The following is a 20,770-nucleotide window of genomic DNA, read 5'->3' as shown; positions in this document are numbered from 1 at the left end:
GACTGGGCGTTTCGCCCGGTCCGGACGGGGGCCTTTCGCCCGGTCCGGACGGGCCCGGCCCGGGCTCAGGCGCGGTGGATCGGGGCGGACATGCAGCGCGGTCCGCCCCGGCCGGAGCCCAGCTCGGAGCCGGAGATGCGGATGACCTCGATGCCGTGCCGCTCCAGCTGGGCGTTGGTCTCGACGTTGCGCTCGTAGGCCACGCACAGCCGCGGGGCGATCGCGAGCGTGTTGTTGCCGTCGTCCCACTGCTCGCGCTCGGCCGTCACCGGGTCGAGGCCGGTGTCGATCACCCGTAGCGTGTCGATGCCCATGGCGGAGGCCGCGGCGGTGAGGAACGGGGCCGGGCCGGTGCACGTCTCGGCCGTGACCGTCCACGCCTGCAGGGTGGTGGCGACGTTCGGGTACATCACGACGGCGTCCACGTCGACCATGGTGCAGACGGTGTCGAGGTGCATCGTCGCCCGCTCCTGGGCGATGGGTACGACCAGGACGGTGTGGGCCAGCCCCGCGGCGAAGCAGCGCCGGGCGAGCCGCTCGGCGCCGGCCGGGCGCGTCCGCTCGCCGACGCCGACCGCCAGCACGCCCGGGGCGAGCAGGAGGACGTCGCCGCCCTCCAGGTGCTCCAGGGACGGGTCGTACAGCAGCGGGGTACCGGCGAAACGCGGATGGTGCCGGTAGATCGCGTGCGTGAGGGTGGTCTCGCGGCCGCGCGCGTGCATCGCCAGGCTCGTGACCGCCACCTGCGGGCCGACCCACACCGACGAGTCCCGCGTGAAGAGCAGGTTGGGCAGCGGGTCGATGACGAACTCGCCGGGTGCCATGAGCGCGTGGACCACGCCGGCCCGCCGCCCGTCCAGCCCGAGCTCGGCCCGGCTGAGCCCGGCGATCAGGGTGGTGGCCAACTGCGCCGGCGAGAGGTCGGACAGGTGGGCCGCGACGTGCTCGCGCAGCGTGTCGCCGAGCCGGTAGTCGGCCAGGACCGCCGCGCTCACCTCGGACCGGGCGGCCTCGATGGTCAGGGTCTCGGCGAGCAGCGTCGCCACGTAAAGCACCTCGACGCCGTGTGAACGCAGCGCCGTGGCGAACGCGTCGTGCTCTTCCTGGGCCCGGCCGACCCACGGTATGCCATCGAAGAGCAGCGAGTCGTTGTTGCGCGGCGTGAGCCGCGCCAGCTCCGCACCCGGACGGTGCAACAGCACCGTGACCAGGCGTCCTACCTCCGTGTCGACACTCACGGGGTCACCTTAACGGTCGATCCGATATCGTCTGGTTGGCGCTATGTGAAATTCATGACCGGTCGTGAATGTGGCATTCATCCCAGTCACTCCATGTCATTCCGACCACTAAATGATGCCGACTGTGGGCCCGCTCACGTACGGTGTTTGGACACACACGCAACCGAAGCGGCGACATCGGAGGTGTGCGACATGACCGACGTCCTGTACCGCGGTCAAGATTCGCAGCCCGAAGGGTTCGAAGATCGCGTCATCGTCGACGCGGGCCGGCCGACCCCCATCGACTGGGTTCGTACTCGTAGGGCGGAGCGCGAGACGCGCCGGGAGGAAGCGGCGCACAGCCGCGCCTACCGTCGCATCGGCACGCTCATCGGCCACCTGGGCGAAGAGTGGCACGTGCTGGACCTGCGCGAGCTCGGCGGCGCCGAGCGCACCGGCTTCCTCGCGGTCGGGCCGGGCGGCGTCTTCGCCGTCACGGTCAAGGACCACGGGCGCAGCCGGGTCGCGTTCGCCGGCGACGTGGTCCAGATCGACGGCAAGCGGCCGCGCTACGTCGAGGAGGCTCGCCGCGAGGCGCGCGCCGCGGCCGAGGCGCTCTCCCGCAGCGCCGGCGTCTCGATCCCCGTGATGCCCGTTCTCGCGTTCGCGGGTAGCGGAAAAATCAGCTTCTACGGCGTGCCCAAGGGCTGCCTGGTCACCGCGTACCACGAGCTTCCGCGCGTGCTCAACGCCCGCGGCCAGCGGCTCGCGGCCGACACGGTCGACAAGGTGTTCACGCTGGCCATGCACCCCGCGACCTGGTTCCAGGCGGACTACGGCAACCTGGCCGAGGGCTACCGGTGGTACCGCGAGGGTGAGCAGGTGGGCACTGACAAGCGGGGTCACTCGGAGTAGCCTCTTCGAGGTGGCCGGACGCGATGCGATGAAGATTCACGATCGGGCTTCACGTCGGCCGACGGCGGCTTGCACGCCGGGTGTTCGCATTCGCACGACCGGTGCCTGAGGAGGCGCTGTGCCGCAGCACGTCGAATTCTCCATCTCCGACCTTCCCCCTGCCGAACCGGGCCTGGAGCGCTGGGGCTCGACCGTGGACGGCGCCGCCGAAGCCTGCCTGGTGATCGACGCCCAGCAGGTCGTGGTGGCGATGTCCGCGTCGTTCGAGGCGATGCTCGGCCTGTCCGAGTCGCCGGTGAGCCGCCCCCTGCTCGAGGACGACGGCGGCGTGCTGCAACTACTCGACTTCGCCGACGGCAAGCCGCTGGAGCAGAACGAGGTCGCCCGCATGCCCCCCGTGCTGGCGCTGACGTCGAGCCGGCTCGCCCGCGGCCTGATCCGCATCCGCTGCGCCAACGGGCCGCGCACCTTCGACGCGATCGCGACGCCGCTGACCGAGGACGGCCAGACGGTGGGGTCGCTGACGTTCTTCTCGCTGATCAACTGAGCCCGCTCCATGGATCGACAGCGTTGATCACCACGATCGCGTGCGAATCGGTCAATACGGAGTAACCGTCGTCACGCACATCGCCACGGAGCGCGTTCAGACCGTAATCTCCTTGTCATGTTGGACCTTGCGCTCGTCCCGGGCGACTATGCGATCTGCCGCCTGCCGGCCGGGTCCGTCATGCCCGCGGGGTTCGCCGAGGCCGCAATGGCCGGCGACGGCGTCATCTCGGTGACGTGGACGCCGGAAGAGGTGTCGATCCTCTGCCCGGCCGAGCGGGTGCCGCCGGGCGCGACCGTCGAGACGCCCTGGCGCTGTCTGCGGGTCGCCGGGCCGGTGCAGCTGGCATTGACGGGCATCCTTGCCTCGATCGTCTCGCCGCTGGCCGACGCGCGCGTGAACATCTTCGCCTTCTCGACGTACGACACCGATTATCTGCTGGTCCCGGCCGTGCGGCTGGCCGAGGCCCTGGCCGCCCTCAGCGCCGCCGGCCATAGGGTCACGACCTGACTTCCGGCCCCGGAGCGACCCTCCTACGATGGGCGCATGCGAACCGGGGCGGCCGTACTGGCGATCGTCAGCCTTGGATTCCTGCTGACCGCCTGCAAGCACGAGACCGAGACCGCGCCGCCGCTGGTGAAGCCGAGTCTGCTCAGCCAGGAGCCGCTCATCCCGGTGCTGCCGCCGACCCCGGAGATCACCACCGCGCCCGCCGACCCTTACGCCTCGCCGAGCTCGAGCCCCAGCGCGACGGGCTTCCCCGAGTCGCAGGTGAGCTACTGCAACGGCCGGCCGAGCGGCGCCCAGGTCCTCGCGGCCGTGCGCCGGGTGCGCACGAACCTGCCCGCGGGCAACGGCGTGACGGTGCAGAAGGAGCCGGTGTGCTCGGGCTCGTGGCAGTACACCGTGCTCAGCGTGGCCGACAGCGAGCCGCTGCGTGTGATCACCAAGGGCAGCCCGGGGTCGCTGACCGTCGTGACCGTCGGCACCGACCCCTGCACGGTCGAGGTGCGCGCGACGGCCCCCATCGCCTTTCTCGGTGCGGTCGACTGCAACTGAACGGCGTTAACTAGGCTGGTCAACATGCCTGGTGTACCGCCGACGCGGTTTGTGTTCCTGGGCCCGGAGGGCACCTTCTCCGAGCAGGCGCTCAAGACCATTCCGGCCGCCGAGCGCGGCGTCCTGACCCCCGCCCGCAGCGTCCCCGAGTGCCTCGACGCGCTGCGCAACGGCGACGCCGACGCGGCCGTCGTACCGCTGGAGAACTCGATCGGCGGCCAGGTCGGCGTGACCCTGGACGAGCTGGCCAACGGGGAGCCGCTGGTGATCACCCGCGAGGTGGTCCTGCCGGTGCAGTTCGTGCTCGCCGCGCGCGAGGCCCGGCCGCTGCCCGGGATCCGCTCGATCGCCGCGCACCCGCAGGCCGGGGCGCAGTGCCGCGACTGGCTGCGCACCCACGCGCCCGGCGCGACGGTGGTCGACGTGCTGTCCAACGCGACGGCCGCGATCGGGGCGGCCGAGGGCGAGTTCGACGCGGCGGTGTGCGCGCGGATCGGGGCCGAGCGCTACCGGCTGCACATCCTGGCCGACGACATCGCCGACAACCCCGACGCCATGACCCGCTTCGCGCTCGTGGCCCGGCCCGGCCCGCCGCCCCCGCCGACGGGGGACGATCTGACGACGCTCGCGGTGTACATCTCCCACGACCGCGTCGGCGCGCTGCTGCAGGTGCTCACGGAGCTGTCCGTCCGGGGCATCAACCTCACCCGGATCGAGTCGCGGCCGACGGGGGAGCGGCTCGGGCGGTACGTCTTCTTCCTCGACTGCGGCGGGCACGTCGCGGATCTGCAGATGGGCGAGGCGCTCCAGGCGCTGCGCCGCATCTGCGCGGATGTGCGCTTCCTGGGTTCGTACCCGCGCGCCGCGCACAGCGACGCGCCGACGCGCCCGGCCCCAGGGCTCTCGGACGCCGACTTCGCCGACGCCGCGTCGTGGCTGTCCCGCGTGCGCCGGGGTGAAACTTCCTGAATCTCCGCGTGGGCGCCGCGCCCTCTCGGACGCGGCGCCGCGCGAGGCGTCTTTACGCTGGGGTCAGCCGCTCAGGACGCTGCCGAGGATGCCGCCGCCGCTGCTCTGCTGGGCCGGGGCCGGCTTGCCCTCGCTGGGCTGCACGATCACGAAGCCCTGGCCCTGCAGCGCCAGCTGGAAGAGCTCGCCCGAGCCGCCGCGCAGCATCGACTTCAGGCTCTGGTTCTTCTGGATGGTGGTCTGCAGGCTGCTCGACCAGCCGACGATGGCGTCGGTGTCGACGCAGACCGGCGCCTGCGGGGTCACCGGGATCACGATCGGCGCGCCCTCGGAGACGATGGCGAGCCGGCCCTGGCCGGTGAAGACGCAGTTGAAGAGGCCGCCGCCGAACATGCCGGCGCCGCGGACCATCTGGATGTTGTACTGCAGCGACGGGTCGAAGCACAGCACGTTGCGGCCGTTGATCGACAGGGCGTCGTTGGGCTCGAGGTCCAGGATGAAGCAGTCGGCCGCGCCGGAGGCGAACCAGACCTCGCCCTGGCCGCGCACCGCCATCAGGGACACGCCCTCGCCGGTGACGGCGCGCTTGAGGAAGTTGCCTACGCCCTGGCTCTTGACCTCGAAACCGAGGTTGCCACGGAACGCGACCATTGCGCCCTGGCGGGCCAGGACCTCGCCGTTGACGGCGTACTTGACGCACTTGGAGTGCTGCAGGCTCATGCCTGCTTGGGTTGGGGGCTGGGCCATATTGTCGGCCTTGAAGATGTCACCTCGCACGACCCGCAGCGTAGCTGTTTCCCGCGGTCGCTTCGCTCCCTCCCCATTGGGGGAGCTCCGCTCCACCCAAACCCGCTGTGTTTCGCGCTCCCTTCGGTCGCTCGCGCTCCCTTCGGTCGCTCGCGCTCCCTTCGGTCGCTCCCCATTGGGGGAGCTCCGCTCCACCCAAACCCGCTGTGTTTCGCGCTCCCTTCGGTCGCTCCCCATTGGGGGAGCTCCGCTCCACCCAAGCCCCCTCCCACACGTTGGTCACCTTCCGTGGGGAGGGGGGCGGGAGCGTCCCCGGTGCGGCCTTCACGGACCGCACCTGATCCTGCTTCCTTTTGCCTTTTGCTTCTTGCCTTTGCTTTGGTCAGCCGCCGAGGAGGCCGCCGAGGACGCCGCCCTGCTGTTGCTGGGCGCCGTGGGCGGCGCCGGGCGGGGGCTCCTCCGACGGCTGCACGACCACGAAGCCCTGGCCGGAGAAGCTCATCGTGAACGCCTCGCCGGTGCTGCGGCCGATCAGCGTGCCGAGGCCGAGCTGGTCGGCGCGGTGGTAGCCGGTCTGGAGGGTCGCCGACCAGCAGATCGCGGCCTGGGGGTCGACGTAGGTGGGCTGGTCGACGGTGAGCACGACCGGGGTGCCCTTGGTCGTGATCGCCAGCCGGCCGCGGCCGGTGAAGACGCAGTTGAACAGGCCCGCCGAGGACATCATGCCCATGCCCTGGACCATCTTGATGTCGTACTGCAGCGTCGACTCGAAGGCGAGGACGTTCGACCCGTTGATCGAGATCGCGTCGCCCTGCTCGAGGTCGATGAGGTGTACGTCCGCGGCGCGGTCGGCGAAGAAGACGTCTCCGCGGCCGCTGCACTTCATCAGCGGTACACCCTCGCCGGTGAGCTTGGACTTGAGCCACTTGCCCACGCCGCCCGAGCCGAGCGCCTGGAACTGGACCTGGCCCTGGTAGGCGACCATCGAGCCCTGACGGGCCATGATCTCGCCGTTGAGCTCGGCCTTGAGCAACTTGGAGTTCTGCAACCGCAGCCCGGGCTGTTGCGACTCCTTCTCCATGTTTTCGGCGGCAAACAGCGCACTGCGCATCGTGGGTAGTCCTCTCCGAGACGTACTTTGAACCGCACAGTGACGGTAGATGGTTGGCGCAACCGTGACCATCGGTCACCAGGGTTCCGTCGGTTGTCAGTCCCAGCCGAGGGCATGCAGCCGCTCGTCGGAGATGCCGAAGTGATGGGCGATCTCGTGTACCACGGTGATCGCCACCTCCTCCACCACGTCGTCCTCATCGTCACAGATGGCAAGGATCGGTTTACGGAAAATCGAGATCCGGTCCGGCAGGACGCCGGCGTAGTCCCACCCACGCTCGGTGAGCGCGTGCCCTTCGTAGAGCCCCAGGAGGTCCGGATCCTCCGGGGGTGCGTCGTCGACGACCAGGATGACCACGTTGTCCATGAGGTCGAGCAGCTCCTCGGGCACCTCGTCGAGGGCCTCCCCGACGAGTTCCTCGAAGTGCTCCTTGCTCATCTGCACCGGCATGCGAAAGAGGGTCCCCGAAAACGGGAACCCTCTCAACAACGATTGGTGAACGGTCAGACGAGCTGCGCGTCCAAGGTGATGTCGACCGCGGCGAGCGCCTTCGAGATCGGGCAGCCGGCCTTGGCGTCCTGCGCCTGCTTCTCGAACTCGGCGGCGTCGATGCCGGGCACGTCACCGCGCGTGGTCAGATCGATGCGGGTGATGGCGAAGCCGCCGTCCACCGGCCCGAACTGCACGGCCGCGGACGTCTCGACCGAGGTGGGCGTGAAGCCGGCCTTGGCCAGGCCGTTGGAGAGCGCCATCGAGTAGCAGGCGGCGTGCGCCGCGGCGATGAGCTCCTCGGGGTTGGTGCCCTTGCCCTCTTCGAAACGAGAGGGGAACGAGTAGTTGCCCTGGAAAGTGCCCGAGCCGGTGGAGACCGTGCCGGCGCCGGAGCGGAGGTCGCCCTCCCAGCGGGCCGATGAAGTGCGAGTAGGCATGAACCAGACGCTAGCCCATTCCGTGTCCCTCGTGGGACGAGCCCGGCACACGGAGGGGAGCAAAGTCGATGCGGCGCAAACTGGTGCAGATCGGCGGGTGGATGGCGCTGTTCGGCCTGCTCGGGGGCGGTGCGTCGATCTTCGTACCGTGGATGCGGCAACTGGTCGTGACGGGTTCCGGGCGGCGCGCCGAGTCGCGCGTGGAAAGCGTCACGGTGCTGAACCTGCCGCACGGTCTTTGGTACGTGTTGTTCCTCTGTTCACTGTTCGCGCTGCTGGGTACCGCCGCAATGGGCGTCGACCGGGGACGCAAGCTCGCCGGGGTGGCCGGGCCGATCCTGTCGCTGGTGACCGCCTTCGTGGTCGTCGGCCTGATCACCACCTTCGACGGCAAGGCGCCCGCCGCCGGGCGGGTCGCGGACACGGCGGTCGCCGCGGGCGGCTGGCTCGGCCTCCTGTCGCTGCCGCTACTGGGCTTCGCCTGCGGTTTGATCGCCATCGGACGGGCGCGCGCGAGCCTCCCGGCCGACCCGTCCGGGCTCTACGATGCGGGGCATGCCTGAGCAGCCCGCGTTCATGCCGGAGATCCTCGCTCCCATCCCGGCCGAGCCTCCGGCGGCGTCCGCGGCCGCGTTGTCGTCGCCGCGGCGCCGTCCGAACGTGTTCGCGCTCGCGCTGCTGGCGATCGGGTTCGGGCTGGCGCTGTCGGCGCAGTACATGCCCTGGGGCTCGTTCAGCCTCGGCAGCCGCTCGGCCACGACCGACGAGGAGCTCGTGCTCGCCCCGGACTCGACGGCGCAGCGTTCGGTCGACGTGCCGCTGACGTACCTCAGCGCCGCCCACGTCACCGTCTACCTCATCACGCTCGCGGGCGCCCTGACCGCGCTGGCGGTCGTCCTCGCGGTGAACTCGGGCGGGGCCCGCCGCGTCTCGGCCGCGGTCGCCGGCGGCCTGCTCGCCGCGAACGTGCTGGTGCTGGTCGGGTTCAAGAGTGTCATCGAACACATGGGCAGCGGCGACTTCTCGTTCCTGCTCGTGGCGAACTCGCAGTCGAAGTCCGGGCCCGGGTACCTGCTGGGCTACGCGGCCACCCTGGTGCTGGCCGCGGCGCTGGTCGTCGCCGTGCGGCCCCAGCCCCTGCGTGTGCGCCGCGGCGCCGACGAGGCCGAGGGCGGGGAGCCGATGGAGCTCACGGTGACCCCTGTACCGCCGACGTTCTAGTAAACGTTCGGTCGAGTTTTATTCGCAGCCTGTCACCGGTCGGGATCCGAGAGGTACGGTTGCTGCCCCGCTTCAGCGGAAGGAGCAGCAAAAATGCGTGGTTCGGGCTTGCCCAAGCTGATCGCGACCGACCTCGACGGCACGCTGGTGCGCAGTGACGAGACGGTGAGCGCGTACACGCACGAGGTCCTCGAGCGGGTCAGAGCGGCCGGTATCCACGTGGTCGGCGCCACGGGCCGCGGCCCCCGCCTCACCGCGCTCGTCCGCCACGACATCCCGGCCGCGGACTTCCTGGTCATGGGCGGCGGCAGCCGCGTGCTGGACATGCGCGACCAGCAGCGCCCGCTCGTCCTGCGCGACGAGCGGCTCGACGGCGCCGTGCTCGCCGACGTGCTGGCCCGCCTGGAACAGGAGCTCGGCCCGCTGTCGGTCCTCATCGAGGCCGGCGACCACCACGACGCCCCGCTCTGGGGCGACGCCGACCCGAACTGGCGCTACGACGCCGTCGAGGCCCGCGTGCGCGCCGAGTGCCTGACCGGCCCCGTGATCAAGGGCTTCGCGCGCCACCCCGCCTGCGACGTCGACGACCTGCTGGCCACCGCGCAGCGGGTCATCCCGGCCGACGTGGCCACGGTGACGCAGGCCGGCCTCGGGTACATCGAGATCTGCCCGCCCGGCGTCGACAAGGCCACCGGCCTCATGGTCGTGGCCACCGCGCTCGGCATCGACCCCGGCGACGTGCTCGTCTTCGGCGACATGCCCAACGACATCCCGATGTTCCGCTGGGCCGGCTTCGGCCGCGTGGCCGTCGCCAACGCCCACCCCCAGCTGCGCGCGCTGGCCGACGAGACGACGCTCACCAACGACGAGGACGGCGTGGCGGCCTACCTCGACGCTATGTTGAAGCTGTGAAACTCGTTGCGACCGATCTCGACGGGACCCTGGTTCGCAACGATCGCACGGTGAGCCCGCGCACGATCGCGGTGTTCCGGCGCCTGCACGACTCCGACGTCGTGATCGTCCTGGTCACGGGGCGCCCGATCCGCTGGATCTTTCCGGTGTACTCCCAGCTGGGCATCCCTGCCCTGGCGATCTGCGCCAACGGGGCCGCGACCTACGACCCCGGCACCGACACCATCGTGCACAGCGCGCCGCTGGAGGCCGACATCCTGGCCGAGGTCTGCACCCGGCTGCGCGCCGAGGTGCCCGGGGTGGTCTTCGCCGTCGAGCGCGACGGGGGCCGGCAGATGCGCCACGAGCCCGACTTCCCGGTCGGCCCGTGGGAGGCGGACCACGAGTCGGTGGGGCCGGCGCCGCTGGAGGAGATCCTGACCCGGCCCGCCGCCAAGCTGCTGGTCCGTGCGGGCGTGCAGTCGCCGGACGAGTTCACGGCCCGCGTCGGCGCGTGCCTGACCGGCCTCGCGGAGGCGACGAACTCGTCGTCGAGCGGGATGGTGGAGGTCTCGGCCGCGGGGGTGACGAAGGCGTCGGCCCTCGCGCTGGTGGCGCGCACCCACGCCGTGGACGCGGCGGAGGTGATCGCGTTCGGCGACATGCCCAACGACCTGCCGATGCTGACGTGGGCCGGCCGCGGGGTCGCGATGGCGAACGGCCACCCGGCGGTGCGTGCGGCGGCCTCCGACGTGACGAAGCACAGCAACGAGGACGATGGCGTGGCCGAGTACCTGGAGCGGGTTTTCGGTTTCTGACCGCGCGCCCGCCCGCGGACTCCCGGGCGTCGATGCATTCGCGATCCGGTCGGCCCCAGATGCCGCCTCCCGTTGCCTTTCGGGAATGTCCGACTTTCTTCGCGCTTTCCCCAGACCGGATATATGACCCGACGGGCGAAAAATCCGCTATGTCGCGGCGCGGAGCGCCCGACATAGCGTTTCCACAGCGCGAGCAAAGCGGGCCCGACCGAAATGGTCGGGCCCGCGAAAAATGACGACGACTTACAGGTACTGGCCCGTGCCCGACGGCGACGGGGCGCCCGGCTGGCCCGGGGCGTTGCCCAGCGGGCCCGGCAGGGCCGGCCGCCCGCGCATCTGCTCGAGCTGCACGCGGGCCGCCATCTGCTGGGCGACCAGCGCGGCCTGGATGCCGTGGAAGAGGCCCTCCAGCCAGCCCACGAGCTGGGCCTGCGCGATACGCAGCTCCGCCTCGCTCGGGGTGGCGTCCTCGTCGAACGGCAGCGACAGCCGCTCCAGCTCGTCGCGCAGCTCCGTGGCCAGGCCGTCCTCCAGCTCGGTGATCGAGCGGCGGTGGATCTCCTTGAGCCGCTGCCGGCCGGCCTCGTCCAGCGGCGCGGCGCGGACCTCCTCGAGCAGCTGCTTGATCATGCTGCCGATGCGCATCACCTTGGCCGGCTGCTCGATCAGCTTGCTCGGGTCTTCCGCGTTGTCGTCCTCGCCGGTGGACATCGTGCCCAGCGGCCGCCCGTCGGGGCCGACCACCAGCACGGTGCGAGACTCGTCCTGCGCCTCTTCTGCCATGGCACCAAGTCTTACCCACGCCCCCTCCCCGCAACCACGAAGGGGTGCCGTTCCGGCCCCTGTTGCCACCCTTCGTGACGCGATAACGTCTCCCGGTGACGAGTGATCCCCGGGATGTCCTGAACCGTCCGGCTCCGCCGCCGGACTTCACGCTGCGCTACGGCGAGCACCCGGATCACATTGCGGATGTGCGGCTTCCCGCGGTACCGGATGCGCCGCTCGTTCTTTTCCTGCACGGCGGCTTCTGGCGGCACGAGTGGGATCGGGCGCACGCCGGGCCGCTCGCCGCCGACCTCGCCGCGCGCGGCTACGCCGTTGCGACGCTCGAGTTCCGGCGCACCGGGCAGCCCGGCGGCGGCTGGCCCGGCACGTTCTCCGACGTGGCCGCGGCGGCGGTGGCGGTGCCGGACCAACTGGCCAAGGAGGTCGCGCACCGGGGGCTGCTGCCCGTGTCGGTCGACCGGCCGATCCTCGCCGGCCATTCGGCCGGTGGGCACCTCGCGCTGTGGTACGCCTCCGTCGCCCCCGACGCCGTCGGCGGCGTGGTGGCGCTGGCCCCGGTGGCCGACCTCACACGCGCGTACGAGCTCGATCTCGACGCGGGGGCCGTCGCCGATCTGCTGGGCGGGTCGCCCGACGCGGTGCCCGACGCGTACAGGTCGGCGGACCCGATGCGGAACCTGCCCTCGGGCGTACGCACCGTGCTCGTGCACGGCGAACTCGACGAGATCGTGCCCGTGGCGTTGTCGCGCGACTACTGCCGGTCCGCGCGCCGGGCCGGCGACGACACCACCCTGATCGAGCTCGCGGACGTCGAGCACTTCGGGCTCATCGATCCCAGGTCCGCGGCCTGGCCCGCGGTGCTGGCCGCATTCGGCACACTGACCAGGGGCGAGACCGCCGACGCCGATTGACTGTCCGGCGCGATGGCGGTAGAACGCACCGTGGGTTGTAGGCTCGTGGCTCGCGAGGAGCGCGGGCAGTCGACGCCCGCGTAGCGCGGGGTCCCGGGGAGGAAACGCACGTGTCCCACCTGAACCGCCGCCAGGCGCTCCGGCTCTTCGCGGCCGCGGGTGCGGCGGGCATGGCCGCGCCGCTCCTGTCCGCCTGTAGCAGCTCCGACGACTCGACCGACAGCACCGCGGTGCCGAGCGGTCCGCCGATCAAGATCGGCATGATCGTTCCGCAGACCGGCATGTTCAAGGACTTCGGCAACGAGCTCGACAACGGCTTCAGCCTTTACCTCCAGCTGCACGACGGCAAGCTCGGCGGCCGGCAGGTCACGGTCGTCAAGGCCGACGAGGGCGAGACCGCCGACAGCGGCAAGGCCGCGGCGACCAAGCTCATCAAGGAGGACAAGGTCCTCGCGCTCACCGGGGTGGCCAACCCCGCGGCGATGCTGGCCCTGCGCCAGGACATCGAGGACGCGAAGATCCCACTCATCGGCTCCAACGCGTCGCCCAAGGCGCTGCAGACGCTCGGCCCGAAGTACATCTGGCGCACTTCGTTCGTCTCCGACGAGCCCGGCACCGCGATCGCCCGGTGGGCCGCGGGCAACGCCGGCGGCAGCCTCGCCATCTGCGGGCAGACCGGCCCCGGGGGCGACGACGATGACGTCGCCAGCTTCGTGGAGACGTACAAGAGCGCCGGGGGCACGATCGCGGGGCAGGCGCGCACGGTCGGGTACGGCAGCAAGGACTTCACCGCCATGCTCAACGGCGTGAAGCAGTCCGGCGCGAAGGCCATGTACGCGCTGTTCAGCGGCGCCTCGGCGATCGAGTTCGTCAAGCAGTACCGCAACATGCACTTCCCGGCCGACTTCAAGCTCTTCGGCACCGGCAGCCTCACCGAGGGCTACGTGCTCAAGCAGCAGGGCGACTCCGCGCGCGACATCTACACGGCGCTGAACTACTCGCCCGACCTGGACAACGTGGCCAACCGCCGGTTCATCGCCGACTACCAGAAGGCGTTCGGCACGGTGCCGTCGACGTTCGCGATGTCGTCGTACGACGCGGCCGCGGTGCTGGACAAGGCGATCACGGACGCGACCCGGAACCTCGACTCGTTCCAGCTCAACGCGGCCATCGGGCGCCTGGGCCAGATCGACAGCCCCCGGGGCGGCTGGCAGTTCACCCAGACCCGCACGCCACTGCAGCGGTGGTACCTGCGTCAGGTGCGCAACGACGGCGCCGTGCTGTCCAACGTGCTGACCGCCGAGCTCTCGACCCGCGGCTGATGGCTCACGCGGCCCCGCGGCGCTTCAGCGTCGCCACCGCCGAGCCGGCCAGCGTGAGCAGGCACTCGGGCAGCTTGCCGTCGACCAGCGCCACGGTGAACAGCGCCGTGGCGCTCGGGACGTCCTCGTTGACGTACGCGCTGACGAACCGCGCCACCCAGCGCTTGTCGTAGTTGGCGTCGTCGATGTCCGGGAAGTCCAGCCGCCAGGGCCCGCGGGCCAGGTTCTCGCCCACCATCTCGCCGGCCAGGCGCCACGCGACGTCGTACGCGGCGCCCATGCCGCGCCGGTCCACCACCGAGTCGAAGGTGTGGGCCACCGCGTCCTCGTCGCCCGCGAGTGCTGAGGCCAGGACCTGGGCGGCGTCCTGATATGTCTCGTCTCCCGGGTCATCCACGCCGCAACCGTATGTCGCGCGGTCAAGCCCCGCCGTCACTCCTTGGTATTGCCGCGGTGACTCGCGGCTCATCCCCGCCGGAGCGCGCACGTGAGCCGGGCGGTGCAGACGCGCTCGCCGTCCTCGTCCGTCACGACGATCTCGTAGCTCGCGATCAGGCCCCCGAGCCGCAGCGGCGTGGCCACGCCGGTCACCAGCCCGCTCTTGGCGGACTTGTGGTGGGTCGCGTTCACCTCGATGCCGACCGCGATCCCGTTGTACAGGCGGCCGGCGTGCAGGGCCGCCCCGATCGAGCCGAGCGTCTCGGCGAGCACGACCGAGGCGCCACCGTGGAGCAGACCGTACGGCTGGGTATTCCCGTCGACCGGCATGGTCGCCACGACCCGCTCGGGCGACGCCTCAAGGATCACGATCCCCATCCGCTCGGGCAGGTGGCCCTCCATCGAAAGGCCGCCCGCCGTCTGGCTCGGAGCCTGGGATTCTTGATCAGCCATACCGGGGAGCGTACCCGCGCCCCCGCTGAAATCCGGCCGACGCCCGCGCTAAGGTGCGCACGGCCCCTTTGGGGAGGCCTTTGGGGAGGAGATGCCCATGCGCGCACGGTCGGCCACCGCCATCGTGGGAGCGATCACGGCGATTGGAGTGTTGCTCGCCGCATCCGGCTGCACCTCCGGCACGAAAGATGACGGGTCTGTGCCCGCGGCCGACATCCGGCTGTACGGCACCGACGGCAACATGGCCAACTCGTTCGGCGACGCGCTCAAGGACTCCCCGGCGGTCCTGAACGGCATGAAAGGTACGACGCCGCTGACCCCGCTCAGCGACGACTTCAAGCGCCGGGTCAAGAGCGTGGACCCGACGCTCACCGACTTCAACTACGCGGGCGAGTCCTACGACGCCGTCGTCATCGCCGCGCTGGCCGCCGAGGCGGGCAAGTCCTCAGATCCGGCCGTCATCGCCAAGCAGATCGTCGGCGTCACGACCGGCGAGAACACCTGCGACGGGCCGGCCGCGTGCCTGACCGCCGCGAAGTCGGGCAAGGACTTCAAGTACCGCGGCATCTCCATGCGCAGCAGCGGCTTCACGACCGTCGGCGAGCCGTCCGCGGCGATGTACGGCGTGCTCAACTTCGGCACCAGCAACAAGATCGACGACGCCAAGACCGAGTTCGTGGGCGCCGGCGACCAGGCCGCCGAGGACAAGACCCCGCCGCCCGCCGCCACGACGCCGGGTGGGAACAAGAACCAGAAACCGCCGCTGAAGTACGGCCTGTTGCTGCCGAAAACGGGCGCGCTCGCGTTCCAGGGCCCGCCCATGTTCGCCGCGGCCAAGCTCGCGATCAAGGAGATCAACGAGGCCGGCGGCGTGCTCGGCCAGCCGGTGCAGGTCGTGGAGGGCGACGACGGTACCAATCCGGAAGTTGCCAAGGCGACCACCGCGCAGTTCATCGCCCAGGGCGTCGCGGTGATCATCGGCGCGGGCGCCTCGGGCGTCAGCGCGGCCGTGATTCCGCAGGTCGCGCTGGCCGGCCGGGTGATGATCTCGCCGTCCGCGACGTCGGACGCGCTGACCAAGGTCGACGACAAGGGCTTCTTCTTCCGCACCTCGCCGCCGGACACCCTGCAGGCCAAGGCCGTCGCGGACATCATCATGCGCGACGGGCACACCAAGGTCGCGATCATCGCCCGCGACGACAACTACGGCAGCGGCCTGGCCGAGGGTGTGAAGGCCGACCTGCAGTCCGCGGGCATCCGGCCCGAGAACATTCTCGTCAAGAAGTACGAGGCCAAGGACAAGTACGAGAAGGCCGAGGGTCCGAAGCTCTTCGACCCGATCGCCGGGGACATCAAGAGCTTCGGGGCGACCGGCATCCTGGTGATCGGCTTCGACGAGTCCGCGATGGCGATCAAGTCGCTCGTGACCTCGGGCGTCAAGGTCTGACCGTCCTGGGCTCGCGCGTTGCGGAGCCAAGGCCTACCGTGAACCCGATTGCCCCTTAGTCAGGTGAGAGGACCCACCAGATGACCGACAACGAGACCGTCGAGACCCGTGGCGATGAGCGCGTGGAGCTTCTCGTCGGCGACACGAACAACGACGGCAAGCCCGACCTCTGGGCGGTCGACACCGACGGGGACGGCAAGGCGGACCTGTTCCAGTTCGACACCGACGGCGATGGCAAGGTCGACATCACGATGAGCGACCTCGACCAGGACGGCACCCCCGAAGCGGTCGTCGACGGCGACGGCGGCATGCCCCCGGCGTCGCTCTGAGCTGACCGGACCTGGCGGCGCGGGTGACTACCCGCGCCGCTGTTGTTCCACGTAGTCGCGCCACTGCTGTTCGAGCTGGGCCCGCCCCACGCCGAGCACCGCGCGGGACACCGACTCCACCTCGGACATGCGCTGGAAGCCCTCGTAGAAGGCGATGAGCTTGTCCGGGCCGTACTTCTCGGCGATCATCCGGCACGCGAGCCAGCCGCTGACGTAGTTGCGCGACTCCTCGTAGAACTGCTTGTCGTCCGGGAACGTGGTGACCGCCAGGTCCCCGAGCGCCTGCCGAATCCCGGCGGCGTTGAACCGGCCGTCCCTGTAGGCGACGTACTCCGCGAAGCCCTCCACCACCCAGCGCGGCGTGTACGGCCCGGTGACCGGCCCCATGGCGGCGTGCGTGAACTCGTGGGTCAGGTCGTGCTGGAGCTCGGCCCGTTCGGCGGTGAGCTCGCTCGGGTTGAACACGATGCGGGTGGTCGCGTACGCGGGCCGGTTCGCCCACTCCGCCACCGCCGAGTAGTACGGCACCGCGATCGCCGCGACCTGCGCGACGCGGTCCTGCGACTCGGCGAAGTACGTGTCGAAGATCTGCCGGTCGGCGACCGCGGTGATGAGCACCTTGCCGTCCCACCCGCCCGGCCGCACCGCCGCCACCTGCTGCAGCGCCGTCTCGGCCAGGTCGAGCAGCCCCTGCCCCTTGTCGGCCGCGCCGGCCGAGAGCACCGCCACGACCCGCTGGCTGCGCACGACGGTGATCGCCCCGGACGCGTCCCAGGGCTGCCCGGCCTCGCCCGTGGGCAGCTCCTTCCCGCCACCGTCACCGGCGATGAGCCAGCGCCCCTTCACGAACCCGAACACGGCGAGCCACGGCGTGGCGACGGGCTTGCTGTCGACCCCCTCGATCCGGTGCCGGACGACGACGGGCACCACGGTGACGGCGGCGTGGTACCGCTCGAACAGCCCCGGCGGCAGGAAGGCCGCCATCTTCCCGGCGGGCTGCTCGGCGCGCTCGAACCCGATCTCGGCGAACGGCAGCTTGGTCAGGTTCTCGAACTCCTGCCGCTGCCGCTGCACGAACACGGCGTCACTCGGGTCGACGTCCCCCATCCACTCGCCGACGTCCTTGCGCTGAACGGCCTCGGCCCGCCGCGCGAGCACCTTGTCGACGGCCGCGGGCGCCCCACCGACCCACGCGACGGCGTCGGGCGCATTCCCGTGCCCGCGCAACATCCAGGCGGCGGCCCCGCACCCGGCGAACGTGACGAGCATGGCGGCCACGAGGAGCGCGGTGAGCAGGGGCCAGAGGATGCTGCGGCCGGGCGTGGGCGGGAGCTGGAGGGCGGGGTACCACGGGCTGGGGACGCCGCCACCGTAGACGGAGGGGGTGCGCTCGTCCGGCGGTCGCTGCTGCGGGACGGGGGCAGCGATCGGCTGGGGGATCGTCACGGCACCTACCGACGTCGAAGAGCGGAACCACATCCTCCGCCAGCCCGCACACGGTTGTCGAGCGCGTCCACGTCGTCATTCGCCTGAGGGATACCAGCGATGCTCGATCGAGCGATGAGGCGGCCCGGCGTACTCGGTGAGCGTGAACCGGCGATGCCTGTCGGCGGGGTGCACGGTGACGGTGACGGCGCCCTCGTCCGCGAATCGCAGCAGGAAGACGCGTTCTTCGTCGCTGTCGACGGCCCGTTCGGGGTCGGATTGGGTGAGGTCCGCGCGGAGCGGAACTGCGACCTTACGACGAATTGTTCCGCGGGCATGGCGTGTGGCAATAAGGCGGGCCGCGTCACTCGGCAGGGTGGTTGGTGGCTGGTCGGGGCCGATTGGGGCCATACGTCGTTGCTATCTGCACGTGCATGTTGGAAGAATTGTCGTGTTCGTTGATGTCTCGCGGCGCAGCGCCCGAAGCCCCGGCTGTGTGCTGACAAGGGGTCCGCGCGGTCGGGTGAAACGGGCGGGCGTCCGGACTCGCCAACTGACCCTTGGCGGTCCGGGCGCCCGCCCCCCAATGCCAACCTACGTGTACGCACGAGAGGCGGTTCAGCAAACGTGGGCAACTCACAGGCCGGCGTCGTCGCGGCGCAGCAGGTCGTCTCCCAGCATCTTCCCTCGCTGACCGGGGAGCAGTGCTCCGCGTGCGGGGACGTTTTCCCGTGCGGGTTCCGCCGCGTCGCCGATCGGACGCTCAACGCGTTCGGACTCTTACCCCGGCGCGTGCCGGGGGCCGCGCTGCGAGCCGCCGGCGTCCGGCCGGCGCACAACCAGAGGCCGAGCGGGCGGAATCGGCGCGATCTCGACTGGGCGAACGCGGACCGGAACCTGCGCCGCCGCGGGTGGTTCGAGGCCGTGGTGAATCCCGCGGTCGGGCGGGCCAAGGTGCCGGGCTAGGAGCTCACGTCCAGCGCCAGCGGCGCGGGGTAGCCGCGACGCTCGCCGGCCGGGCGCTTCCACGGCTCGTGCACGGCCTTGCCGGGAATGCCGGCCAGCTCGGGCACGTAGCGGCGTACGTAGTCGCCGGTCGGGTCGAAGCGCTCGGCCTGGCGGATCGGGTTGAACCGCCGGTACGGCTTCGTGTCGTTGCCCGTGCCGGCGACCCACTGCCAGTTGCCGTAGTTGTTTGCCACGTCGCCGTCCAGGAGCTGGTCGAAGAAGTGGTCGCCGCCGGCGCGCCAGTCCAGGTTCAGGTGCTTGGTCAGGAACGACGCGGTGATGAGGCGGGCGCGGTTGTGCATCCAGCCCTCGGCCAGCAGCTGCCGCATCCCGGCGTCGACGATCGGGACCCCGGTGCGCCCCTCCTGCCAGGCCTGCAGCGCGTCCTTCTCGTCGCGCCAGCGGTCCTCGGCACCGGAGCGGTACGCCTGGTGCCGCAGCTCCGGGAACGCCGACAGCACCTGGTGGTAGAAGTCGCGCCAGCACAGCTGCCGCAGGAACGGCTCCGCGCCCTCGCGGCCGCGCACCGTCGCCGCGACCTCGCGCGGGGAGAGGCAGCCGAAGTGCAGGTACGGGCTCAGCCGCGACGTGCGGTCGGCGGCGAGGTCGTCGTGGATGTCGGCGTACGACGAAAGCGAGGGCAGCCAGGAGGACAGTCGCTGCCGTGCCGCGGTCTCGCCGGCAGAGCCGGTGGCGCCCTTGAACCAGGATTTCGGCAGGTCGGGCGGCAGCACCAGCCGCTCCGGCGGGTCGAGCACGGGGCGCCACGAGGCGGCCTCCCACGCGCGGTAGTACGGCGTGAACACCTTGTAGTGCGAGCCGCCCCCGCCCGGCCGGACCGCCCCGGGCGGCAGCACCGTCACGCCCGGGAAGGTCTTGAACGCGACGCCGGCCGCGGCCAGGCGCGTCTCCCGGGATCGCGCGTAGCCGCTCACATCGCCGGCCACCGCGATCGCCGTCGCCCCGGCCGACCTGGCCACCCGCAGCGCCTCGTGGACCGGGTCGCCGCGCAGCTCGGCGAGGTCGCCGCCGCGCCGGCGCAGCGCGCCCCGCAGGTCGTCGAGCGCCCCGCGCAGGAACTGCCGCCGGTGCTCGCCGACGGCCAGCGCCGTGTCGTGCACGAAGAGCGGCACCACCGCGTCGAACGCGCGCACCGACTGCGCGAGCGCCGGGTTGTCGTGCACCCGAAGGTCGCGCGTGAAGAGCACGACACAGACGGTCATGCGGCGGTACCGCGAAGATCCAGCAGCCCCGCGCCCTCCCGCTGCTGCGGAATCTCCACCGCGGACGGCGCCGGCACCGGGGCGCCCGGGCGCGCCAGGACGCACGACAGCGCCACCGCGAGCCGCTTCCACTTCGGCACCGTCGCGCGGCGCGCGAACACGTCGCAGTCCTGCGCCTCGACCTCGTCGAGGATCCCGCCGTACAGGCGATAGGCCGCACGCATGCACGACTGCGACGCGGGCGCCAGCATCGGGATGCCCGGCGCCGCGAGGGCGTAGTGGCGGCGGGCGCGGCTCATCTGGTACCGAACCAGGCTCTTGATCTTTTCGGAACTTTGCTTCGAGGCGAGCGCCGCCTCGAGGTCGGCGCGGGTGACGCCGAACTCGGCGAGGTCGCGCTGCGGCAGGTAGACGCGCCCGCGCTCGAGGTCCTCGGCCACGTCGCGGATGAAGTTCGTGAGCTGGAAGGCCAGGCCCAGCTGCCGGGCCGGCTCGCGCGCGGCCGCGCGGTCGGACGACTCGAGGATCGGCAGCATCATCGTGCCGATCACCGCCGCCGAGCCCTCCATGTACCCGAGCAGGTCGTCGTACGTCTCGTACTCGGTGACGGTCAGGTCCATCGCCATGCTGTCGAGGAACTTGCGGAAGTCCTCGAGGTCGATGTCGAACACCTGGATCGTGTGCAGCACCGCCGGCAGCAGCGGGTCGTCGGTGTGCCCGCCGCGCAGCCCGTGCAGGAACTCGGCCGACCAGGCGGCGAGCTCGTCGGCGCGCTCCCGCGGGGTGCGGCCCTCGGTGCGGTCCACGATCTCGTCCGCGTAGCGCGTGAACCCGTAGAGCGCGTGCACGTGCCGGCGCTTCCAGGCGGGTAGGAGCCGGGTCGCCAGGTAGTAGGTGCGACCGTGGAACCGATGCAGCGCGCGGCACCGCTCGTAGGCGGCGGCTAGGGACGCGTCCATCTGACCTCCAGGCTCGCAGCAATCGACGCAGCAATCGACGCAAGG

The 20,770-nt window shown here is 71.0% G+C and carries 26 protein-coding genes; 14 read left to right on the top strand and 12 right to left on the bottom strand.

What is annotated here, in order from left to right; all coding sequences use genetic code 11:
- Positions 1-65: 65 nt before the first annotated feature.
- The gene (locus ACPPVO_RS59650) at positions 66-1,238 is read right to left on the bottom strand and encodes an arginine deiminase (RefSeq protein ID WP_426508808.1); all 1,173 of its coding nucleotides are present in this window, start codon (positions 1,236-1,238) and stop codon (positions 66-68) included.
- Positions 1,239-1,430: 192 nt separating this feature from the next.
- Here ACPPVO_RS59650 and ACPPVO_RS59645 point away from each other — a divergent pair, with 192 nt between their 5' ends.
- From ACPPVO_RS59645 to pheA, 5 genes are all read left to right on the top strand, one after another.
- The gene (locus tag ACPPVO_RS59645) at positions 1,431-2,132 is read left to right on the top strand and encodes a hypothetical protein (RefSeq protein ID WP_426508807.1); all 702 of its coding nucleotides are present in this window, start codon (positions 1,431-1,433) and stop codon (positions 2,130-2,132) included.
- 118 nt (positions 2,133-2,250) lie between these two features.
- Positions 2,251-2,679 carry a hypothetical protein gene (locus tag ACPPVO_RS59640; protein ID WP_426508806.1) on the top strand — a complete coding sequence of 143 codons (429 nt, stop codon included), beginning with the start codon at positions 2,251-2,253 and terminating at the stop codon, positions 2,677-2,679.
- A 117-nt stretch (positions 2,680-2,796) separates the two neighbouring features.
- Positions 2,797-3,189 carry an ACT domain-containing protein gene (locus tag ACPPVO_RS59635; RefSeq protein WP_426508805.1) on the top strand — a complete coding sequence of 131 codons (393 nt, stop codon included), beginning with the start codon at positions 2,797-2,799 and terminating at the stop codon, positions 3,187-3,189.
- A 36-nt stretch (positions 3,190-3,225) separates the two neighbouring features.
- The gene (locus ACPPVO_RS59630; RefSeq protein WP_426508804.1) at positions 3,226-3,738 is read left to right on the top strand and encodes a hypothetical protein; all 513 of its coding nucleotides are present in this window, start codon (positions 3,226-3,228) and stop codon (positions 3,736-3,738) included.
- Positions 3,739-3,762: 24 nt separating this feature from the next.
- Complete coding sequence (gene pheA / locus ACPPVO_RS59625; RefSeq protein WP_426508802.1) at positions 3,763-4,707, top strand: prephenate dehydratase; 945 nt, start codon at positions 3,763-3,765, stop codon at positions 4,705-4,707.
- 63 nt (positions 4,708-4,770) lie between these two features.
- Here pheA and ACPPVO_RS59620 read toward each other — a convergent pair whose 3' ends face one another.
- The 4 genes from ACPPVO_RS59620 to ACPPVO_RS59605 form a co-directional block, all read right to left on the bottom strand.
- Positions 4,771-5,484, bottom strand: a complete 714-nt coding sequence (locus tag ACPPVO_RS59620; RefSeq protein ID WP_360368460.1) for an AIM24 family protein — start codon at positions 5,482-5,484, stop codon at positions 4,771-4,773.
- Positions 5,485-5,836: 352 nt separating this feature from the next.
- A complete protein-coding gene (locus tag ACPPVO_RS59615) occupies positions 5,837-6,565 on the bottom strand; it encodes an AIM24 family protein (protein WP_426508799.1) in 729 nt (242 codons plus the stop codon).
- Positions 6,566-6,661: 96 nt separating this feature from the next.
- Entirely contained in the window at positions 6,662-7,015 is a 354-nt protein-coding gene (locus tag ACPPVO_RS59610; RefSeq protein WP_426508797.1) for a metallopeptidase family protein, read from the bottom strand.
- A 53-nt stretch (positions 7,016-7,068) separates the two neighbouring features.
- Entirely contained in the window at positions 7,069-7,494 is a 426-nt protein-coding gene (locus tag ACPPVO_RS59605; RefSeq protein ID WP_360368466.1) for an OsmC family protein, read from the bottom strand.
- Positions 7,495-7,562: 68 nt separating this feature from the next.
- Between ACPPVO_RS59605 and ACPPVO_RS59600 the strand changes: the two genes are divergently transcribed.
- The 4 genes from ACPPVO_RS59600 to ACPPVO_RS59585 all read left to right on the top strand — a co-directional run bounded on the left by ACPPVO_RS59600 (position 7,563) and on the right by ACPPVO_RS59585 (position 10,424).
- Positions 7,563-8,057, top strand: a complete 495-nt coding sequence (locus ACPPVO_RS59600) for a hypothetical protein (protein WP_426508795.1) — start codon at positions 7,563-7,565, stop codon at positions 8,055-8,057.
- Positions 8,050-8,715 carry a hypothetical protein gene (locus ACPPVO_RS59595; RefSeq protein WP_426508793.1) on the top strand — a complete coding sequence of 222 codons (666 nt, stop codon included), beginning with the start codon at positions 8,050-8,052 and terminating at the stop codon, positions 8,713-8,715. Before ACPPVO_RS59600 ends, ACPPVO_RS59595 begins: the two co-directional genes overlap by 8 nt.
- 93 nt (positions 8,716-8,808) lie before the next feature.
- Positions 8,809-9,627 (top strand): HAD family hydrolase, encoded by an 819-nt coding sequence (locus ACPPVO_RS59590; protein ID WP_426508791.1) that lies wholly within the window; start codon positions 8,809-8,811, stop codon positions 9,625-9,627.
- The gene (locus ACPPVO_RS59585) at positions 9,624-10,424 is read left to right on the top strand and encodes an HAD family hydrolase (protein WP_426508790.1); all 801 of its coding nucleotides are present in this window, start codon (positions 9,624-9,626) and stop codon (positions 10,422-10,424) included. Before ACPPVO_RS59590 ends, ACPPVO_RS59585 begins: the two co-directional genes overlap by 4 nt.
- Positions 10,425-10,667: 243 nt before the next feature.
- Here ACPPVO_RS59585 and ACPPVO_RS59580 read toward each other — a convergent pair whose 3' ends face one another.
- The gene (locus ACPPVO_RS59580; protein ID WP_426508789.1) at positions 10,668-11,207 is read right to left on the bottom strand and encodes a bacterial proteasome activator family protein; all 540 of its coding nucleotides are present in this window, start codon (positions 11,205-11,207) and stop codon (positions 10,668-10,670) included.
- Between the two features lie 95 nt (positions 11,208-11,302).
- On the opposite strand from ACPPVO_RS59580, the gene ACPPVO_RS59575 reads away from it, so the two are divergent.
- Entirely contained in the window at positions 11,303-12,121 is an 819-nt protein-coding gene (locus ACPPVO_RS59575) for an alpha/beta hydrolase family protein (protein WP_426508787.1), read from the top strand.
- A gap of 110 nt (positions 12,122-12,231) precedes the next feature.
- Positions 12,232-13,443 carry an ABC transporter substrate-binding protein gene (locus ACPPVO_RS59570; RefSeq protein WP_426508786.1) on the top strand — a complete coding sequence of 404 codons (1,212 nt, stop codon included), beginning with the start codon at positions 12,232-12,234 and terminating at the stop codon, positions 13,441-13,443.
- A gap of 4 nt (positions 13,444-13,447) precedes the next feature.
- Here the strand turns inward: ACPPVO_RS59570 and ACPPVO_RS59565 are convergent, their stop codons facing one another.
- On the bottom strand, positions 13,448-13,840 hold the full coding sequence (locus ACPPVO_RS59565; protein ID WP_426508784.1) for a hypothetical protein: 393 nt from the start codon (positions 13,838-13,840) through the stop codon (positions 13,448-13,450).
- 68 nt (positions 13,841-13,908) lie between these two features.
- Positions 13,909-14,334: a hotdog fold thioesterase gene (locus tag ACPPVO_RS59560; protein ID WP_426508782.1), complete on the bottom strand. Its 426-nt coding sequence runs from the start codon at positions 14,332-14,334 to the stop codon at positions 13,909-13,911.
- A gap of 91 nt (positions 14,335-14,425) precedes the next feature.
- Here ACPPVO_RS59560 and ACPPVO_RS59555 point away from each other — a divergent pair, with 91 nt between their 5' ends.
- Positions 14,426-15,781, top strand: coding sequence for an ABC transporter substrate-binding protein (locus tag ACPPVO_RS59555; RefSeq protein ID WP_426508780.1), 1,356 nt, complete (start codon positions 14,426-14,428; stop codon positions 15,779-15,781).
- An 80-nt stretch (positions 15,782-15,861) separates the two neighbouring features.
- Positions 15,862-16,110 carry a hypothetical protein gene (locus tag ACPPVO_RS59550; RefSeq protein ID WP_426508778.1) on the top strand — a complete coding sequence of 83 codons (249 nt, stop codon included), beginning with the start codon at positions 15,862-15,864 and terminating at the stop codon, positions 16,108-16,110.
- Positions 16,111-16,137: 27 nt separating this feature from the next.
- On the opposite strand, the gene ACPPVO_RS59545 is transcribed toward ACPPVO_RS59550, so the two are convergent.
- Together ACPPVO_RS59545 and ACPPVO_RS59540 are read right to left on the bottom strand one after the other, a co-directional pair.
- Entirely contained in the window at positions 16,138-17,556 is a 1,419-nt protein-coding gene (locus ACPPVO_RS59545; protein WP_426508776.1) for a hypothetical protein, read from the bottom strand.
- Between the two features lie 75 nt (positions 17,557-17,631).
- Positions 17,632-17,946, bottom strand: a complete 315-nt coding sequence (locus tag ACPPVO_RS59540) for a hypothetical protein (RefSeq protein ID WP_426508774.1) — start codon at positions 17,944-17,946, stop codon at positions 17,632-17,634.
- Positions 17,947-18,162: 216 nt separating this feature from the next.
- Here ACPPVO_RS59540 and ACPPVO_RS59535 point away from each other — a divergent pair, with 216 nt between their 5' ends.
- Positions 18,163-18,501 (top strand): hypothetical protein, encoded by a 339-nt coding sequence (locus tag ACPPVO_RS59535; protein ID WP_426508772.1) that lies wholly within the window; start codon positions 18,163-18,165, stop codon positions 18,499-18,501.
- Here the strand turns inward: ACPPVO_RS59535 and ACPPVO_RS59530 are convergent.
- Positions 18,498-19,766, bottom strand: coding sequence for a cryptochrome/photolyase family protein (locus tag ACPPVO_RS59530; RefSeq protein WP_426508771.1), 1,269 nt, complete (start codon positions 19,764-19,766; stop codon positions 18,498-18,500). The genes ACPPVO_RS59535 and ACPPVO_RS59530 overlap by 4 nt on opposite strands.
- A complete protein-coding gene (locus ACPPVO_RS59525; RefSeq protein WP_426508769.1) occupies positions 19,763-20,725 on the bottom strand; it encodes a phytoene/squalene synthase family protein in 963 nt (320 codons plus the stop codon). Before ACPPVO_RS59525 ends, ACPPVO_RS59530 begins: the two co-directional genes overlap by 4 nt.
- Positions 20,726-20,770: the final 45 nt, after the last annotated feature.

Source organism: Dactylosporangium sp. McL0621 (assembly GCF_049995355.1).
Taxonomy (GTDB): domain Bacteria; phylum Actinomycetota; class Actinomycetes; order Mycobacteriales; family Micromonosporaceae; genus Dactylosporangium.
Note: the sequence above shows the minus strand (reverse complement) of the source record. Positions and strands in the feature narration are given on the sequence as shown.

What these genes read in the sequence shown, in the direction of transcription:
- ACPPVO_RS59645 (WP_426508807.1), top strand. Translation starts at nt 1,431, where the DNA reads ATGACCGACGTCCTGTACCGCGGTCAAGATTCGCAGCCCGAAGGGTTC.
- ACPPVO_RS59635 (WP_426508805.1), top strand. Translation starts at nt 2,797, where the DNA reads ATGTTGGACCTTGCGCTCGTCCCGGGCGACTATGCGATCTGCCGCCTG.
- ACPPVO_RS59630 (WP_426508804.1), top strand. Translation starts at nt 3,226, where the DNA reads ATGCGAACCGGGGCGGCCGTACTGGCGATCGTCAGCCTTGGATTCCTG.
- pheA (WP_426508802.1), top strand. Translation starts at nt 3,763, where the DNA reads ATGCCTGGTGTACCGCCGACGCGGTTTGTGTTCCTGGGCCCGGAGGGC.
- ACPPVO_RS59615 (WP_426508799.1), bottom strand. Translation starts at nt 6,565, where the DNA reads ATGCGCAGTGCGCTGTTTGCCGCCGAAAACATGGAGAAGGAGTCGCAA.
- ACPPVO_RS59610 (WP_426508797.1), bottom strand. Translation starts at nt 7,015, where the DNA reads ATGCCGGTGCAGATGAGCAAGGAGCACTTCGAGGAACTCGTCGGGGAG.
- ACPPVO_RS59605 (WP_360368466.1), bottom strand. Translation starts at nt 7,494, where the DNA reads ATGCCTACTCGCACTTCATCGGCCCGCTGGGAGGGCGACCTCCGCTCC.
- ACPPVO_RS59600 (WP_426508795.1), top strand. Translation starts at nt 7,563, where the DNA reads ATGCGGCGCAAACTGGTGCAGATCGGCGGGTGGATGGCGCTGTTCGGC.
- ACPPVO_RS59595 (WP_426508793.1), top strand. Translation starts at nt 8,050, where the DNA reads ATGCCTGAGCAGCCCGCGTTCATGCCGGAGATCCTCGCTCCCATCCCG.
- ACPPVO_RS59590 (WP_426508791.1), top strand. Translation starts at nt 8,809, where the DNA reads ATGCGTGGTTCGGGCTTGCCCAAGCTGATCGCGACCGACCTCGACGGC.
- ACPPVO_RS59580 (WP_426508789.1), bottom strand. Translation starts at nt 11,207, where the DNA reads ATGGCAGAAGAGGCGCAGGACGAGTCTCGCACCGTGCTGGTGGTCGGC.
- ACPPVO_RS59560 (WP_426508782.1), bottom strand. Translation starts at nt 14,334, where the DNA reads ATGGCTGATCAAGAATCCCAGGCTCCGAGCCAGACGGCGGGCGGCCTT.
- ACPPVO_RS59555 (WP_426508780.1), top strand. Translation starts at nt 14,426, where the DNA reads ATGCCCATGCGCGCACGGTCGGCCACCGCCATCGTGGGAGCGATCACG.
- ACPPVO_RS59550 (WP_426508778.1), top strand. Translation starts at nt 15,862, where the DNA reads ATGACCGACAACGAGACCGTCGAGACCCGTGGCGATGAGCGCGTGGAG.
- ACPPVO_RS59540 (WP_426508774.1), bottom strand. Translation starts at nt 17,946, where the DNA reads ATGGCCCCAATCGGCCCCGACCAGCCACCAACCACCCTGCCGAGTGAC.
- ACPPVO_RS59530 (WP_426508771.1), bottom strand. Translation starts at nt 19,766, where the DNA reads ATGACCGTCTGTGTCGTGCTCTTCACGCGCGACCTTCGGGTGCACGAC.
- ACPPVO_RS59525 (WP_426508769.1), bottom strand. Translation starts at nt 20,725, where the DNA reads ATGGACGCGTCCCTAGCCGCCGCCTACGAGCGGTGCCGCGCGCTGCAT.